At 35.7% G+C, this 15,981-nt stretch carries 17 protein-coding genes; 6 read left to right on the forward strand and 11 right to left on the reverse strand.

The genetic code is table 11. The features are described 5' to 3' along the window. Window positions 1-127: 127 nt before the first annotated feature. Genes NV349_RS21560 through NV349_RS21575 form a run of 4 tightly spaced genes read left to right on the forward strand, consistent with a single transcriptional unit; the run spans window position 128 to window position 4,469 of the window. Complete coding sequence (locus tag NV349_RS21560) at window positions 128-1,147, forward strand: ABC transporter substrate-binding protein (RefSeq protein WP_058843878.1); 1,020 nt, start codon at window positions 128-130, stop codon at window positions 1,145-1,147. Next, window positions 1,134-2,192 (forward strand): FecCD family ABC transporter permease, encoded by a 1,059-nt coding sequence (locus tag NV349_RS21565; RefSeq protein ID WP_271911296.1) that lies wholly within the window; start codon window positions 1,134-1,136, stop codon window positions 2,190-2,192. Before NV349_RS21560 ends, NV349_RS21565 begins: the two co-directional genes overlap by 14 nt. Before the next feature lies 1 nt (window position 2,193). Beyond that, on the forward strand, window positions 2,194-2,970 hold the full coding sequence (locus NV349_RS21570; protein WP_058843877.1) for an ABC transporter ATP-binding protein: 777 nt from the start codon (window positions 2,194-2,196) through the stop codon (window positions 2,968-2,970). Between the two features lie 44 nt (window positions 2,971-3,014). Then, on the forward strand, window positions 3,015-4,469 hold the full coding sequence (locus NV349_RS21575) for an MFS transporter (protein WP_101966884.1): 1,455 nt from the start codon (window positions 3,015-3,017) through the stop codon (window positions 4,467-4,469). 120 nt (window positions 4,470-4,589) lie between these two features. Here NV349_RS21575 and NV349_RS21580 read toward each other — a convergent pair whose 3' ends face one another. Further along, window positions 4,590-5,444: a DMT family transporter gene (locus NV349_RS21580; RefSeq protein WP_058843875.1), complete on the reverse strand. Its 855-nt coding sequence runs from the start codon at window positions 5,442-5,444 to the stop codon at window positions 4,590-4,592. Further along, the gene (locus NV349_RS21585; RefSeq protein WP_271911298.1) at window positions 5,444-6,352 is read right to left on the reverse strand and encodes a DMT family transporter; all 909 of its coding nucleotides are present in this window, start codon (window positions 6,350-6,352) and stop codon (window positions 5,444-5,446) included. The genes NV349_RS21580 and NV349_RS21585 overlap by 1 nt, the downstream gene beginning before the upstream one ends. A 118-nt stretch (window positions 6,353-6,470) precedes the next feature. On the opposite strand from NV349_RS21585, the gene NV349_RS21590 reads away from it, so the two are divergent. Next, the gene (locus NV349_RS21590; RefSeq protein WP_036128698.1) at window positions 6,471-7,808 is read left to right on the forward strand and encodes an aminotransferase-like domain-containing protein; all 1,338 of its coding nucleotides are present in this window, start codon (window positions 6,471-6,473) and stop codon (window positions 7,806-7,808) included. A 73-nt stretch (window positions 7,809-7,881) separates the two neighbouring features. Continuing rightward, window positions 7,882-8,127, forward strand: a complete 246-nt coding sequence (locus NV349_RS21595) for a hypothetical protein (protein WP_036128699.1) — start codon at window positions 7,882-7,884, stop codon at window positions 8,125-8,127. A 48-nt stretch (window positions 8,128-8,175) separates the two neighbouring features. Here NV349_RS21595 and NV349_RS21600 read toward each other — a convergent pair whose 3' ends face one another. The 9 genes from NV349_RS21600 to NV349_RS21640 all read right to left on the reverse strand — a co-directional run bounded on the left by NV349_RS21600 (window position 8,176) and on the right by NV349_RS21640 (window position 15,955). Beyond that, on the reverse strand, window positions 8,176-8,334 hold the full coding sequence (locus NV349_RS21600; RefSeq protein ID WP_004231699.1) for a DUF1540 domain-containing protein: 159 nt from the start codon (window positions 8,332-8,334) through the stop codon (window positions 8,176-8,178). A gap of 90 nt (window positions 8,335-8,424) precedes the next feature. Next, the gene (locus tag NV349_RS21605; RefSeq protein ID WP_271911316.1) at window positions 8,425-9,309 is read right to left on the reverse strand and encodes a helix-turn-helix transcriptional regulator; all 885 of its coding nucleotides are present in this window, start codon (window positions 9,307-9,309) and stop codon (window positions 8,425-8,427) included. Window positions 9,310-9,378: 69 nt separating this feature from the next. Beyond that, window positions 9,379-10,641, reverse strand: a complete 1,263-nt coding sequence (locus tag NV349_RS21610) for an erythromycin esterase family protein (RefSeq protein WP_231745009.1) — start codon at window positions 10,639-10,641, stop codon at window positions 9,379-9,381. A 20-nt stretch (window positions 10,642-10,661) separates the two neighbouring features. Beyond that, complete coding sequence (locus NV349_RS21615; RefSeq protein ID WP_271911319.1) at window positions 10,662-11,399, reverse strand: ABC transporter permease; 738 nt, start codon at window positions 11,397-11,399, stop codon at window positions 10,662-10,664. After that, complete coding sequence (locus NV349_RS21620; RefSeq protein WP_036128706.1) at window positions 11,399-12,109, reverse strand: ABC transporter permease; 711 nt, start codon at window positions 12,107-12,109, stop codon at window positions 11,399-11,401. The genes NV349_RS21615 and NV349_RS21620 overlap by 1 nt, the downstream gene beginning before the upstream one ends. Beyond that, window positions 12,106-13,017, reverse strand: a complete 912-nt coding sequence (locus NV349_RS21625) for an ABC transporter ATP-binding protein (protein WP_058843870.1) — start codon at window positions 13,015-13,017, stop codon at window positions 12,106-12,108. The genes NV349_RS21620 and NV349_RS21625 overlap by 4 nt, the downstream gene beginning before the upstream one ends. Window positions 13,018-13,187: 170 nt before the next feature. After that, the gene (locus NV349_RS21630; RefSeq protein WP_058843869.1) at window positions 13,188-14,570 is read right to left on the reverse strand and encodes a sensor histidine kinase; all 1,383 of its coding nucleotides are present in this window, start codon (window positions 14,568-14,570) and stop codon (window positions 13,188-13,190) included. Continuing rightward, window positions 14,567-15,235 carry a response regulator transcription factor gene (locus tag NV349_RS21635; protein WP_036128711.1) on the reverse strand — a complete coding sequence of 223 codons (669 nt, stop codon included), beginning with the start codon at window positions 15,233-15,235 and terminating at the stop codon, window positions 14,567-14,569. Before NV349_RS21635 ends, NV349_RS21630 begins: the two co-directional genes overlap by 4 nt. 279 nt (window positions 15,236-15,514) lie before the next feature. Continuing rightward, window positions 15,515-15,955 (reverse strand): VOC family protein, encoded by a 441-nt coding sequence (locus NV349_RS21640; protein ID WP_058843868.1) that lies wholly within the window; start codon window positions 15,953-15,955, stop codon window positions 15,515-15,517. Window positions 15,956-15,981 lie beyond the last annotated feature (26 nt).

The following is a 15,981-nucleotide window of genomic DNA, read 5'->3' on the forward strand; positions in this document are numbered from 1 at the left end:
CTGAACTACCCCCTTTTTTCATTTAAGCATTTGACTAATAACTAGTCAAATGATCAGAGTGAGAAGAAATATTGTGAAACATTATTGAGTGACTATCAGTCAAATACTAATTTTTAGGAGAATTTAAATGTTAAAAAAAACCCTTTCTCTATTAGGTTTCACACTTATATTGCTGATTTTAGGTTGTGCACAATCACAGGAAACTATTTCTGAGAAAAAAGACAATACAACTATTAATGGAAACTATCCATTAACACTAGATACCTACACTTATGAAGGACAGAAAATCTCTCAGACTATCCCCAATGCTCCCGAGAAAGTGATGGTCATCGGTTCAGCTGTCGCAGAGTTAATAGTTAAGTTTGGACAGCAAGAAAAAGTCGTTGGATTTGCATATAGTGATTTAACAAATTCAGACTACAAAGATGACATTGACAAACTACCTTTAGTTAGTGAAATGTGGCCAGCTAAGGAGGCTATCATGGCTCTAGAACCTGATTTAATCTACTCTATTGCTTCTGCATTTAGAGAAGAATTAATTGGAAGTATCCCTTCTTGGAACAACCGTGGACTGCCTGTTGTTTCTTCCACCAACTTTACAATAGGACGTAGCATAGATATTTACTTTGAGGAAATTCAAACATTTGGGAAGGTTTTTAATATAGAAGATAAAACGAACAAATATCTAACTGAACAACAAACACGCATAGATGCCATTACTTCTAAAGTTAAGGATTCTAAAGAAAAGCCTACTGTCCTATTGATAAGTGGCGCTAGAGGAAAGTATTTCTACTTCTCACCAAAATGGGCCATGATTGACGAGATGATTGAAGGTGCAGGCGCTACATATTTAGAACTTTCGAAAGAAGACTATATTGAGCTTTCAACAGAGGCAATTATTGCAGCAAATCCAGATAAAATTATCATCACAGAATTCCAAGAGCCTGATCAAGAAAAAACAAAAAATAATTTAATGAATGATAAAAAGCTTCGAACTGTAAAAGCCATTCAAAATAATGAAGTTATGGCCGTAGAATATACAGGAGCTATAAATGGTGGTATTGAGATTGCTGATTTATATGAGGAAGTAGCTGCATTTATCAACCCTGAAATAGTTAATGGAGTGAAAAAAAATGCTCAAAAGTAAATTTTCTTTTTTTACCCTACTTCTATTTTTGATAGTGCTAGTTTTCATTTCTATAATTGCTTCTGTTTCCATAGGACAAGTCAGTATACCATTTCTTGATTCTTGCAAAATTGTTTTATATCAAATTACAGGAATAAACATAGGTCATATAGATACAACTATTTCTAACATGACACTTGAAATCATATGGCAAATTCGTTTTCCCAGAGTTTTATTAGCACTATTCGTCGGGAGTGGTTTGGCACTTTGCGGTAGTGTGATGCAAGCAACCATTCAGAATCCACTTGCAGATCCTTATTTACTTGGTATCTCCTCAGGTGCTTCACTAGGTGCAACATTCTCTATCATATTAGGGTATCAGCTCAGCCTTTTTGGAGAATCAAATTTAATGATTTGGGCGTTTCTAGGTGCGTTATTGGCAACATTTCTAGTATTGCTGCTATCAAGTATTGGGGAAAGAATGTCTGTTATTAAACTTATTCTAGCCGGAACTGTTGTCAATGCACTATTTACAGCTCTATCTAATCTATTTATATATTTTGCTAAAGATGCGGAAGGTGTACGTTCAGTATCATTTTGGACAATGGGGAGTTTGTCCACTGCTGATTGGGATGACCTGCCTTTAATCGCTACTACTATTATTATTATAGCTGTATTTTTCCTCTCCCAATGGCGCATTATGAATGCAATGCTTATGGGAGATGATGCTGCTATGACATTAGGTATTAATATAAATACTTATCGAAAAGTATTTTTAGTTATTTCTGCCGCTTTGACAGGCATTATAGTTTCAACATGTGGAATCATTGGCTTTGTTGGGCTTATCATTCCACATATTGTACGCATCTTTACAGGGTCAAATCATCAACAACTACTACCTATTGTTATTTTAGTAGGGGCTATCTTTTTAATCTGGACAGATTTATTAGCAAGGTCAATCATTCCTAACAGCGAATTACCAATTGGCATCGTAACCTCATTATTAGGTGCCCCAGTATTTATGCACATGTTAATAAAAAAGAAATATGGTTTTGGGGGTAACTAATATGGAATTAGATGTAGAAAATGTTTCATTCGCAGTATCAGATGTTGAAATTATCAAAAGTATTTCGCTAAAGGTGAAAGAAGGACAATTTGTTGGCATTATTGGACCGAATGGTTGTGGAAAATCAACACTATTAAAAAACATTTATAAAGTCATAAAACCCACTAGTGGCAAGATTTTTTTAGATGATATAGATATTGTTAAATCCTCTGCCAAAGAAATCGCGAAAAAAATGGGGGTTGTTGGACAATTTAACAACTCGAATTTTGACTTTACTGTACGTGATATGGTGATGATGGGAAGAACACCACATAAAAGAATGTTAGAATCAGATACAAAAAATGATATTGAACTTGTGGATAACATATTACGAAAAGTAAACTTAGAGCATTATGCTTCAAAACATTTCTCTTATCTTTCTGGTGGTGAAAAGCAACGTGTCATTCTCGCACGTGCCTTAGCTCAAGAACCACAGTTTTTAATTTTAGATGAACCTACAAATCACCTAGATATTAAATATCAAATTCAAATTTTATCACTAGTGCAATCATTACAGATTGGTACACTAGCCGCATTGCATGATCTATCTATTGCTGCCATGTATTGTGAATATTTATATGTACTAAAAAATGGTCGCATACTAACACATGGCAAGCCTGAGAAGCTACTAACACCTTCATTAGTAAAAGAGGTTTATGAAGTTGACTGTTGTATCTATCAAAATAATGATACGAATAATATAGTCGTTGCGTATCATCCAGCTTTACCTAATCACTAAAGCTATTTTTGACTGACAACCAATCAATATAAGGAGGAGTATCTATGAATCCAATTTCATCAGAAAAATCAAGTACGTTCTATTCATATAGATGGTTGGCATTAGCGGTGATATTACTTCCAACATTATTAATCTCCTTAAATACTTACATGATACAAATTGCATTACCTTCCATTCAAAACGACTTGCATATATCCTTTTCTCACGCTCAATTACTATTTTCAGGATATTCGGTTGGGCTTGCAACTGCTCTAATAATTGGAGGTAAACTAGGCGATATTTACGGTAGAAAAAAAATATTATGGATTGGCGTATTGTTCTTTACCCTTACTGCTTTCTTAGGAGGAATACTTTCAAGCCCATTGTTATTAGTTGGGATTCGATTTGTTCAAGGCTTAGCCGCAGCCCTTATTCAGCCTCAAGTTTTATCAACAATCCAGGAAATTTTTCCGCCTAGAGAAAAAAATTTAGCTTTCGGCTTGTATGGTGCTGTCATTGGAGTAGCCTTTACCTTTGGCTTAATATTAGGGGGATTATTAGTTCAATGGAATATATTTAACGGCGGTTGGCGAACTGTATTTTTTTTCAATGTTCCAATTGGCATGCTAGTACTCCTTTTGCTCCCTTTTATACCGGAGTCAACGGATAAGAAATCCAATCATATTGATTGGATGGGTTCAATTTTATTAATGGTTAGTATATTTCTACTTATTTATCCTTTATCCGAAGTCCAACAACAAGGATGGCAAACATGGATTTTTAGCTGTCTACTGCTTTCATTTGTTGTACTTATTCTGTTCATTTATCTTGAGCGATTTAAGCAAAAACTTCAACAATCACCTCTCGTAGACCTAAGTTTATTTAAGCATCGCCCTTTTGTATTTGGCATTTGTTCTGTGCTAGCTATTTACTTAAGTATGTTTGCCTTTTTCTTTATCCTTAGTTACTTTTTACAATATGGCCTAAAGTATGATACAGGAGAAACGAGTTTAGTTTTTCTACCAATAGGAATTGGATTTTTTGTAACGTCTATTATTTCTTCAAAAATTATTAATAAGTATGGTTTTATTGTTTTAAAAATGGGTGCATTATGTATGAGTATGTGTACTTTTTTACTTGTCTTCTTTTTATGGATGGAGCAATATAATTTACTCAGAACTGATGCAATAATCCTTTTATTCGTCTATGGCCTTGGACTTGGTCTTGCTACAACACCTTTAGCAAATGCCATATTGGGTAACATTCCAAAGATTCATATGGGGGTTGCTGCTGGTCTATTTACAACCTTTATGTACTTAGCAAATTCCTTAGCAGTCGCAGGTATTAGTATACTATTTTCTTATTATTTAGGAACAAGTTTAGAGAGCGCTTCTTTGTTAAATTATATACATGCTTTTACTATAAGTTTAATTGTCATTGGACTGTTTTCTATGATAGCCTATATGATTTTGTCACTTTATCATAAAATGATTTTAAGAATAAAAATAAAGCAACAATAAATTACTATTTTGATTTATAGATTTTTCAAATAATGTATGACAAGCTCTTCATTATTTCGAGCTTGTCTACAGTCTGAAATCACCTCGTACACTATCGAGGTGATTTTTTATAACCAACGTTCACTTCTTGTTTCTTTTCGACAACAAAAGAGCACAAAGAATAATACATATCCCTATGAAATGTTTGATTAATAACGGTTCTTTCAATATCAAATATCCAAGTAGAACACCTACTACAGGAACGATATAATTACTAAAAGAGGCAAATAAAGCACCCTCACTTTTAATTAAAAGATTATAAAGCATATACACAATCCCTGCGTGGAAAATGCCTAATATAACAATGGAGACGACCTGAATCCCATTTATGCTTAATCGTAATGGTTGTTCAAGGATAAATGCCATTGGTAATAAAATCACAGTGGCAATTCCTAAAACATTTCTCATATGAACGATTGGTGAACCACCCTCTAACTTCTCCATTAAAATTAACGAAAATGCAAAGCTCAGTGCTGCTAATAGTAGCAGCACATTCCCTAATACTGTCCCTGAACCACTCACCCCTTGTATTGGCCAAGAAAGAATGATGATCCCCAAAAAGCCTAATAGAATGCTAATCGTTTGAAACGAACTAACTTTTTTATTAAAGAAAAAAACAAAGAGAACTGACGTGATAATCGGGACAATTGCTATGAGCATAGACGCAATACTACTGGATACATATTTTTGACCTTGCGCAATGAGGACGAAGGGAATCACTACTTCAAAAATGGCAATCCCAATGTATAATTTACTATTTGCTAAGTAGTTTTCTTTTTTCAAAAATAAGCTCATAATACTTAAGCAGATTGCACCGATTAAAGCTTTTAACAAAGATAAAGTGACAGCTCCCACATCATTCGTAACTAATGCTACGAAGAAAAACTGAGAGCCCCATATACAACTTATTAATAGCAAAAGGCTGTATTTTCTCATTACACTACCTGCCTCTGCCCAAAATAATTTGTTCCTATGACGCCAATAATGATGATGATTCCACCAATAAAGTGATAAAGGTGAAAGACTTCCTGTAAAAACAAAACGCCTGCAAGTATTGTAATGAGCGTAGCAAAGTTACTAAAAACACTCATTTTAGAAGCCTCTAATTTAGATAACGCATAATTGGATAAATAGGACGTACCGAGCGAGGATAATAGCCCTAAATATAAAATCGCGATGACAAAATCAACATGTGTTAATGGCTGAAAAAATTCATCGATTGTACCATTCATCAGATGATTTCCAAGAGCCACCCCATTAAAAATGACAAATCCACATAATGTCATCACATACGTTAAAATCAGTAATGAATATTGCTTTGTAAGCCTTCGTGCAAACACGTTATAAAGCGACGCAGCAAGGGCTGAAAGTAAAATAAGTCCACTGCCGATGACATTTCCTGTAGTTGCATTGGCCCCATTCATAATTAGCATGTAGATAACTCCAAGTACAGATAAACTAATGAAGACGAGCTGTCCACGAGTAGCTTTTTCCTTTAATAATAAACCTGCTAGTGCTAATGTAAAAATAGGAATCGTTGCTTGAATAATTCCAGCTTCTGAAGAGGAAATTTTAGCAAGCCCAAGCACTTGAAAAGTGAAAAAAACAATGGGATACAATATGGCTAACGGTAAAATTTTTAGTAAATCATATTTTTTTATTGTTAGCTTATTTTTCGTAAATACCATTAAAATAACAATACAGATGAAGGCAAACGTAAAGCGATGGGCTAATATATCAGTTGGACTCGCCACCGTTAATGTAACTTTCACAAACATGAATGAAAGGCCAATGATACATGCATACGAAATCGCTGCTATATAGGCTTTTCTTTTTTCTGACATACGATAATGCTCCTTCTCAAATCATTCCGGCCGGTATAGTTATCGTATTAAAAAGAGAACCTATAGACGATATGAAAAAAACACATCTGTACCGATACAGATGTGCTGGAGGCTGTCTATGCTTAAATATGAATGGATTTATTCTCAGCTGCTGACTCAAATACAAGCAGGTACTCTTCAATCAGGGGCAAAGCTACCTTCTATCCGCCAGTTATCACAGCAATTTTCCTGTAGTAAAAGTACTATTTTAACTGCTTTAAAAAAACTTGAGGATCAGCATCTTATCTATGTATTACCGAAAAGCGGCTACTATGTTGTTGACCATCAGTTACCCTTACAACCACAGGAAAGAGATCACATAGATTTTGCTACATCTTCACCCAGTTGGCATGCTTTCCCATATCAGGATTTTCAACATTGTATAAACAAAGCTATTGATACATACCAAACAGATCTATTTAGATATGGAACACCAAAAGGCTTACCATCTTTAATAACAGAAGCGAAAAAATTATTAGCAAACTATCAAGTATTCGCAAAAGAAGAAAATATTTTTATTACTTCTGGCGTCCAGCAATCCCTGTCTTTGCTAAGTATTATGCCATTTCCAAATGGTCGTTCAACCATTTTAGTGGAACAACCTAGTTACCATTTATATATGGATTATTTAAAAACTTATGGAGTTTCGGCAATCGGCATCAAAAGAACAACGGATGGCATTGATTTACATGAATTAGAAAGCATTTTTAGTAAACATGACATAAAGTTTTTTTACACGATGCCACGTCTGCACAATCCTCTAGGTACTTCTTATAGTAAAAAGACAAAAGATCTAATCCGTAAACTTGCTTATCAATATAATGTTTACATTGTTGAAGATGATTATTTGGCAGATTTCGAGCAAAATTCGAAAATAGATCCCATTTATACAGATGATACACAGCAATATGTTATCTATTTAAAAAGCTTTTCTAAAATCATGTTTCCTGGCTTACGTATTGGACTTGCCGTTTTACCAGATGTCTTTACTGACACATTTCAGCAGTACAAAAATACCACTGATATTGATAGCTCCATGATTTCACAGGCTGCCTTAGAGCTTTACTTGAAAAGTGGTATGTTTGAACGTTATCAAAAGAAAGTCACCGAAGCTTATGCAAGCCGAGCGAATAGCCTTCAGCAATCCATAGCAACGCATTTAGCCCAATATCAGGCATCAATAGAAGTCTGTATGCATAGCCATATCGTTCTACCAAGACAGGTCAATACTCAAAAGCTTATTCAGCATTTGATGCAACATAAAATTTATCTAGATACGATTAACCGCAATTATTTAGATGCATTTGATCATGAGCGAATATTAAAGCTAAATGTGTCCAATGTGGAGGAATCTAAAATCGACGTTGGCATAAGGGAAATTGCATCAGCCCTTCAAAGTCCTAGCAATTACTTCTAAAGAAAAAAATTCATGAAACCTTATTGTAGCTCATATAATGAGACATCTTAAATTGCTTAATAAGGAGGATTCAATGCAATCTGAAAAATTGCGATTAAGGAAAATTCAGCGTCTTGCATATGAAATCATGGATGAGATGCACAAAGACAAAGACCGTACTGAATTACACAAACTCATTCCAATTATCGATAATTTATCTCGGGCCATTGGTGATTTAACAGATTCCGTTGGTAAATACTCGTTAGATTATGTGGAAGAAAAAGTGAGCAATGCACATGCACTTTTATTTAGTAAAGAAAAGGTGGATATTTTTTATTAATAAAGACAGGGAAAAAGGGTAACCATATACATGGCTACCCTTTTGGCATTAATGCGTTTCAGGTTCGAATGTTTTACAGTCTGTTTCCTCGCTGTTGGAAGCATGTTGTCCCTTTTGGCTGACAACATAAATTTTTTCGGCTGTACATTTGTTACCAGAATCCCAAAATGTGCAGTTATTGACTTCACAAAGAATTTCTTGTGCCATTGTCTCACACCTCCTCTTTGTTAGTTTTAACAAATTAGAGGTAAACAATACGTTGTTAAACAAAGTCAATCGATGATTACATTGCCTCCATTAAGCCATACTAAAGTCTAGATTAGCTGGATGGGTTGGTAAATGCTCCTGTGAAAGCATATTCGTTGTTGGAACTTTGTCATCTACCTCTTCAAATCGGAAACCATCTGCCCATACTTTCCCAGAACCAATTAATAACACACCAAAATAAATGGAGTCACCTTCTTCAGGTACGTCTAAGACAATAGAATAATGATTCCATTCAGTAGAACCTGTCACAGAACGCTGATCCATATTATCAAATTGAATAGTATCACCCGTACCATTGTCAATACGCATCCATGCACCACACTTTGTGGCATCTGCCGTCTTTAAATAGCAAGACATTTTCAAGCGCTTTCCTTTATAGTCAGTAGCCTGAAAGCCCTGCATCATCGTAGCAAATTGTCCCTGATTTGCTGATGCAGCTGTGGAATACAATACGCCTGAACGCTTCCCTGAATGAAACACCTTGTCATCTGTATGAAATTTATATAATTCTGGATTCGCTCCACTCAACATCCAACCTTTAACCTGTTCAACTGTTTCCATGTAATTTTCCTCCTCCAACATATTAAGTGATTGCATCAATTTTCGATACTTCCCTGGTGGTAATGCATAAACTTCTTTAAAGGCTCTTGTAAAAGTTTCTTGTGATTGAAACTGAAGTGTAAATGCAATGGTTAATATCGATACATTAGAGTACATCAAATAACTCGCAGCCATGGCTAGTCGACGTATACGAATATATTCACCAATCGTAATCCCCGTTTCCTGCTTAAAAATACGACTTAGATGGAACTTCGAGTAGCCAGCATTATTAGGAAGACGTTCAAGTGAAATTTCTTCCATCAATTGCTCCTCGATATAGGCAATCGTTCTTTGTGTTGCCTGACTATACTCCATGTTACTCACCTCATCTTTATTATATTGAAGAAGGAAAGAGATTTTTTGATGGAAGTTGCTAAATTTAACTTAATCAATTATTTTTGTTGGTGTTGCTTCTTGCACAACAATGAGACCATCATAAGCCTCTTCAGGTGTCATTTTAATGGTATACAGCATTTGTGTTAGCTTATACCACGGACGGAAATCATCACCGATATTGCCCATTCTTTGCTTTTGGGAAAGGATATCTGCCAGCTCCTTCGATTGTTTGGCAGTTTCAAAATCCACATAAAAGATGTTGCTATCGATGTCACTAAAAGCATCCACTAACACATTATGATGTTCAATTGAATATTCCTTTCGTTCACCAGAGCCGTTTTGTGCTTGAAATGTATTATTGACAAAGTCTGTGCCAATCGCAAAATAGTGTTCTTTATATTGCTCATTTAAGTATTGTCCCATTGATTGATAGCCTGCCATCGAAGCAGAGGTTTTCTCAATATGACCGTTATGAGCAGACATTAACACTTTATCATGCCCTTGCGTTGCTTCGTACTCCACAATCCATTGTAAATTTTCAGCCAAATATTCATCCCGTAAATTCATATAGTTTCCATCATTTACAAATAATTGCGTACGTTGCTTCATAATTTGTGCATATTGAGCAGCAAAGGAGAAGGCATCCTTTGATGATTTTTTCTCATATATCGCCTTGTTTGATTGTAAATCGTTGATGATTGTATCAATCGTTTTATCAAGCTCTATTAGCTGATTATTCGATAAATCTCTCATCGTTTTGTTGGAAACATGCTCTAGCTCAGTCGTAAATTTCTTAGCATTGTCAGCATGTACCTGTGCATAATAATCAAGCAATCCCTTTTTGCTATAATCATAGCGTTGCATATCATTTCCGTAAAAATAAATTTTATCTTGTTCATCGACTGTTAAGTTATAATCATGCATCCATTGAACAAGTTCAATCATTTGTTCTGTTTTATAAATGCCATAATCAAGAGCCTTTATAGCTTCCTCCGCCGTTCCAACACCGTTTAAAATAAATTGATTAATCTGCTGGGCTCCACCAAAATCTCCTTCTAAGACAAAAACATGGACATTTTCATTCTTAATCATCGCTTTAAATAGGTCTTTTTTTAATGTTTGAAATTCGATATTGCCATGTGTTGCTTCTCCAAACCCAATAATTTTTACATCATCAGGGATATTGATATCTTTTATTTCACTAGTATACTGCGAGACATCTTTTATAGACTCCCCCTGCCCACATCCAGCTAAAGCTACTAATAGCATTGATGCAGTTAAAAATCGGAAGCTTCGTTTCATTATTCTCATGTCAATTCTCCTTTAAGGTGTTAAATGGCTTTTCGTTGGAAATAGTAATATCCTCCGAGGAAAAATAGGATGAACCCACCACCTACTACTGTTAATAATTGCTCCCATGGCACAAAGAATACATCGTCTGTCTTGCCACCTATGTACATCATTGAAAAAGGCTGTGCCCAGGGATAATATGGACCAATTCGTTCAGAGTTCACCGCTAAAATTGATGGCAACGTAAATATGACATTGACAGCAAATGGAGCAGCAAAGCTTTTAAACATTATGGATAACCATAATTGAAGGGCCACTAAAGGCAATGTTGCTACCCATCCTCCAACAATACTTTTCCATACGATTCCCATTGGAAAAGGATCTGTATAGCCCTTCAGCGTACCTACAGCAAAGATGGAGCCTAAATACAAGAGCTGCATCGCTAGAACAAGCAGCATAATTAACACATATTTTGCTACAAATACTTTCCCTCTCGTTACCGGTAATGCTAAAAGCTGCTTCCATCCGCCAGACTGATGTTCATATCTACAGATGAGACTCGCAAAAACGCCCGTAATAAGAGGTAAAAATAATAATGCGTATGTTAAATTCATTGAAAATAAGGCAATATACCATTCATTTATTTCCAGTCCCTGCATATTGTCCTCTAAATTTGCTGATAGTCCAATGAAAAGCCCAATCATGGGCCCCGCCAAAATAATAGGTACCATTTTTGATTTACGCAATTTAAACCATTCAGCTTGCAGTAAAGCGTTCATTATTTCACGTCCCTTCTTGCAAAATCGACCATGCCAGCAATATAGAGTAAAATACCAATCCCTACACCTAGCATGACATTGATTATCGGCTCATCCCAGTGGTTCATCAATGATGGCCATTTCCATATCATCCAGTCAGGTAGAACATAGGAGGAATAAGCAAATATCACCCCAAAAATGCCTACTGTAATAGGAATTCCTTGATTATGGCTTACACTCGCAATCCACAATTGAAGTGCCAAAATAGGCAATGCTGCAAGCGCAGGGAAGTAACTAAATTTAACTAACTCCATATAAGGAATAGATTCACCTAGATTTAAAAACAGCCCATAACTCAGCGTAAAAATCATGAGTAGTGTTGAAGACAAAAATAGTAGAATAGCTAACACAGTATATTTAGATAAATACACAGTTAATTTGGATACAGGTAATGCGATAAGCTGCTTCCAAGCGTTAGTCTCGTTTTCAATACTCGCCATGAAGGACGTTAAAATGGCAATGCCCAACACAATGGCAAGCGGTGTAAATGAATGAACATTTAGTAAATAATAGCCCCAATCATCTTCACTTTGCTGTAAGAGGTAATCCTTTCTTACTCCATAATTGACCATTTGTAGAGCGACAACACCTAAGGGACCTAAGAGCGTTAAAAACCATAATCCTTTGCGTTTGATTTTTAAAAAATCAGCAGTTAACAGCTTGCCCATCATATCGCCTGCTCTCCCATCGTCATTTGCAGGAATATATCCTCCAATGAGCGTTTCTCTTCCTCCACTCGGAATACTGAAATACCCTCCTGAACAAGAACATGGACAATATGAGCAACTTTTTCATCTGAGCATTCCTCTAATAAAATAACCCCATCTTGATAATCTGCTTTAATGCCATGGGCTAATAGAGAGCGCCATCCTTTTTCACCATTGTTCACTTTAAATAGAATCTTTGGTTGAGCAAACCTACGCATCGCCTCAATAGAATCTTGGAAAATCAATTTCCCCTTAGAAACAATCCCTACTTGAGTCGCCATTTGATCGATCTCTGATAATAAATGGCTGGAAATAATAATAGTCATGCCGTATTCCTTTGGTAGCCTTTTAATTAAATTACGAATTTCAATAATTCCTGAAGGATCCAGACCATTCGTTGGTTCATCTAAAATAAGTAATTCAGGATTATGCAGTAGAGAAGCAGCAATACCTAGACGTTGCTTCATCCCTAACGAAAAGCCCTTTACCTTTTTATTAGCAGCTTCCTTCAAACGGACAATTTCGAGAACTTCATCGATTCGAGATTTCGGTACACCTACTATTTTTCTTAGTGCCTCCAAATTCTCATATGCTGTTAAGTGTGGGTAGTAGGAAGGATTCTCTACTAATGAACCTACATTGGCTAAGATTTGAATACGCTCCTTCGTAATGTCTTTTTGAAAAATTTTAATGGTACCTGTGGAAGGCTTCATTAAACCAAGAAGCATACGAATGGTAGTCGTTTTCCCTGCTCCATTTGGCCCTAAAAATCCGTATATTTCACCTTTTTGTATTTGTAAATTCATATTTGATACAGCTTGCTCTTTCCCAAAGTGTTTTGATAAGTTTTGTGTTTGTACGATATATTCCAATGTTCTCACCTCATTTACTATCATAAGAAGAAAAGGTTAAAAACAGGTATGGACCAAGTTTAAATTTTGTTTAAAAAACTTCTACTCTTTTTATAAGAGCCTTTCTTTTTCTGCTGCTATGCTTTCGATACAAAAAATTGTTGCATCAACATAAAAAAATCTGCGAGCTTTTACTTCCCAAGCTTCGCAGATTGAATCACATTTTTTATAATAATTTTTGTGCCCGAGTGATTGGAGTTTATGTCCCATTCTAAACCCATACCCTTTACCATTACATCAACAATGGATAAACCAATTCCTGCCCCCTTAGCATTCGATTCATTTTTCATCCCTTGACCATGGTCCTCAATCAGAAATGCTCTGTAGCTCTCCGTTGATTCCGTTGTCACCTTTATATATTTCCCACTGTTAGCGTGACGCAATACATTTTGGAATATATTATCAAATATTCGTCCTAACCATAATGGATCAACACGCCATTCATTAGGTTCAAATGCTTGCAGTTCAATGTCGATCGTAAAACCTTCTCGCTCAAAAACTGGATACCAGGTTGTTAGATGTTCCCGCACAAACCGAATAACATTGATGTTTTTCGGTTCGAAATTATATTTACTTGCCATTAACAATGTATAGGACATTAGATTTTCGATTAAAGCATCAATATTCACTATAGATGTTTCCATTGCCTTCAAAGCTTGTTTGCCTTCCTCTGACAAGGTTTCTTTGCTAATCGTATAGGACTGGGCTCTTACTTTTGTTAACGGTGTCCGTAAATCATGTGATAAATTGGCAATCAGTTCCCGTCTTAGCTGTTCTTCCTTCTGTTGACGCTGTTTACTATCTCTCAGCTCGCAAACCATTCTGTTAAAGCTATGCTCTAATTGCCCAATTTCATCCCGCTTTTTCACATGAATCTCAATAGGTAGACCGTCTACATCACGTATCTCCATGGCCTCTTGGAGATGTAATAATCTTTTTCGGATTCCTTTGAAAAATAAAAGCGAAACGACAATAAAAAATAAAATAACGGCAATTACACCAAAAAGTAAGAAGCTACCATAGTTATCATAGACCTTAATAAGCGGTGGATTAAAGGCTTCCCTTGAAATCTCTAATACAATAAAGCCATTTGATACATCACCGCCTAAGAAAGCCATAACAGTAAATGGATTACCTCCATAGCGTTCCTTTATAAATTGAGTTGTATAGGCTGGTGTCCATTTTGTTGGTAACTGCTCCTTCACATTGACAGAAGTCAGGAGATTGCCCTCTTCACTTACCCAAAACATAGAGGCTGTAGGATATTGCTCTTGCCATTTTTGAAAAAACTCGGCAACAGTATGATCTGAAGCTTGTTTTATGTTGTTGGCCTCTGTATGCCATTGCTCCTCGATTTCACTTTCCAGAAGAACATCACTTGAAAATTCTCCAGACGCTGTTTTTGTAATGCCTAACACGAAAATCGCAACACCCAGATAGGATATTTGCACAATTGATATGGCTAATAAAATAATTAGCATATATTTTGCTAATAGTGATCGGAAAAATTTCATAGTTTCACCCTATAGCCTATACCTCGAATTGTTTCGATAATCAGAGGCTTTGCAGGATTTACTTCAATCTTTTCTCTTAAGTAACGGATATGTACCATCAATGTTTTATCACCTTCTATATAACTCTCACCCCAAACACCCTCATAGAGTTGTTCCTTCGTTAAAATTTGATTGAGGTGACGTATAAAATACTGCAATAAATAAAATTGTTTACCAGTCAAAAGAATTTCTTCTTCATCCAATGTATTGATAATTCGCATATCTTTCGTATAAATTTTTAGGTGCTTCAATGCTAGGACATCATCATTTTTTTGATATCTTCTCAGTAATACTTCAAGCCTTGCTACTAGTTCATCGGGGTGGAATGGCTTTGTTACATAATCATCAGCGAAGTGGAGCCCTTCAATTTTATCCTCAATAGCCGTTCGAGCTGATAACATTAATATTGGTAAGTCCTTATTTTCTCGTTTAATTCTTTTGCCAATGGAGAAACCATCTAAGCCAGGTAGCATCACATCCAATATAGCAATATCCTTTGAGGCAATATGTTGCTCAAGATCTTCTCCAGACTCTAACCAGGTTACTTCATAGCCTCTTTCAGTTAATTCCTTACTGACCCATTGCCCTATTTCTTTTTCATCTTCTATGTACAATATACGAATCAATGGTCACCCTCCTTATTACTAATTAAAAATTATATTAAAATACCATATTTTGCATTATACATTTAATTAGAAATTAAAAACAATATAAATCCCATACATGGTTATTATAGGGTAAAATCTTATTAATTGTGGGAATAGGCAGGTATACATACAAAATCCTACTGCCCTGTGGATGAAAAGATTCTTTACTTGTCTAAAGCTGCTCAAAACTTAGGATATTTAACAGTTCATGCAAAAGAGAGCAAACTAATGTTTCTAGTTTGCTCTCTTTTTGGATTATTATTGAATAATCAGCATATCATTTTCATCAAACTGCCACATGTCACCATAGGCTACTTCCCAGTAGTAGCCATTTGGATCTTGGAAATAGCCACTATAGCCTCCCCAAAACACAGTTTCTGGCTCTTTCACAATTGTCGCTCCAGCCTCTTTTGCTAATGCAAATACACGATCCACTTCTTCTTTTGTTTTACCATTATAGGCAAGTGTAATTCCGCCAAAGCCACGGCCAATTTCTGGTGGGTTGGCTTCATTGATGTCTTTGACTAAGCGTTCAATTGGAAAAAGCGATATTTTCGTTCCTCCATTATTAAAGAACATCACATCTGGATTCGTTTCATCCCCGTACACGACTATCTCAAAGCCAAGCCCCTCTCGATAAAATGCTAGTGATTCCACCATATCTATAACACCTAATGTGATTAAATTTAACCGATTCATCTTCCAATTCCCCTTTATAAAGTTTT

This window comes from Lysinibacillus sp. OF-1, from assembly GCF_028356935.1.
In the GTDB taxonomy this organism is placed as follows: Bacteria; Bacillota; Bacilli; order Bacillales_A; family Planococcaceae; genus Lysinibacillus; species Lysinibacillus fusiformis_D.

Coding starts and splice junctions, on each gene's coding strand:
- NV349_RS21620 (WP_036128706.1), bottom strand. CDS start 12,109: ATGATGGGCAAGCTGTTAACTGCTGATTTTTTAAAAATCAAACGCAAA.
- NV349_RS21575 (WP_101966884.1), top strand. CDS start 3,015: ATGAATCCAATTTCATCAGAAAAATCAAGTACGTTCTATTCATATAGA.
- NV349_RS21595 (WP_036128699.1), top strand. CDS start 7,882: ATGCAATCTGAAAAATTGCGATTAAGGAAAATTCAGCGTCTTGCATAT.
- NV349_RS21630 (WP_058843869.1), bottom strand. CDS start 14,570: ATGAAATTTTTCCGATCACTATTAGCAAAATATATGCTAATTATTTTA.
- NV349_RS21585 (WP_271911298.1), bottom strand. CDS start 6,352: ATGTCAGAAAAAAGAAAAGCCTATATAGCAGCGATTTCGTATGCATGT.
- NV349_RS21580 (WP_058843875.1), bottom strand. CDS start 5,444: ATGAGAAAATACAGCCTTTTGCTATTAATAAGTTGTATATGGGGCTCT.
- NV349_RS21615 (WP_271911319.1), bottom strand. CDS start 11,399: ATGAACGCTTTACTGCAAGCTGAATGGTTTAAATTGCGTAAATCAAAA.
- NV349_RS21610 (WP_231745009.1), bottom strand. CDS start 10,641: ATGAGAATAATGAAACGAAGCTTCCGATTTTTAACTGCATCAATGCTA.
- NV349_RS21560 (WP_058843878.1), top strand. CDS start 128: ATGTTAAAAAAAACCCTTTCTCTATTAGGTTTCACACTTATATTGCTG.
- NV349_RS21600 (WP_004231699.1), bottom strand. CDS start 8,334: ATGGCACAAGAAATTCTTTGTGAAGTCAATAACTGCACATTTTGGGAT.
- NV349_RS21605 (WP_271911316.1), bottom strand. CDS start 9,309: ATGGAGTATAGTCAGGCAACACAAAGAACGATTGCCTATATCGAGGAG.
- NV349_RS21590 (WP_036128698.1), top strand. CDS start 6,471: ATGCTTAAATATGAATGGATTTATTCTCAGCTGCTGACTCAAATACAA.
- NV349_RS21640 (WP_058843868.1), bottom strand. CDS start 15,955: ATGAATCGGTTAAATTTAATCACATTAGGTGTTATAGATATGGTGGAA.
- NV349_RS21570 (WP_058843877.1), top strand. CDS start 2,194: ATGGAATTAGATGTAGAAAATGTTTCATTCGCAGTATCAGATGTTGAA.
- NV349_RS21565 (WP_271911296.1), top strand. CDS start 1,134: ATGCTCAAAAGTAAATTTTCTTTTTTTACCCTACTTCTATTTTTGATA.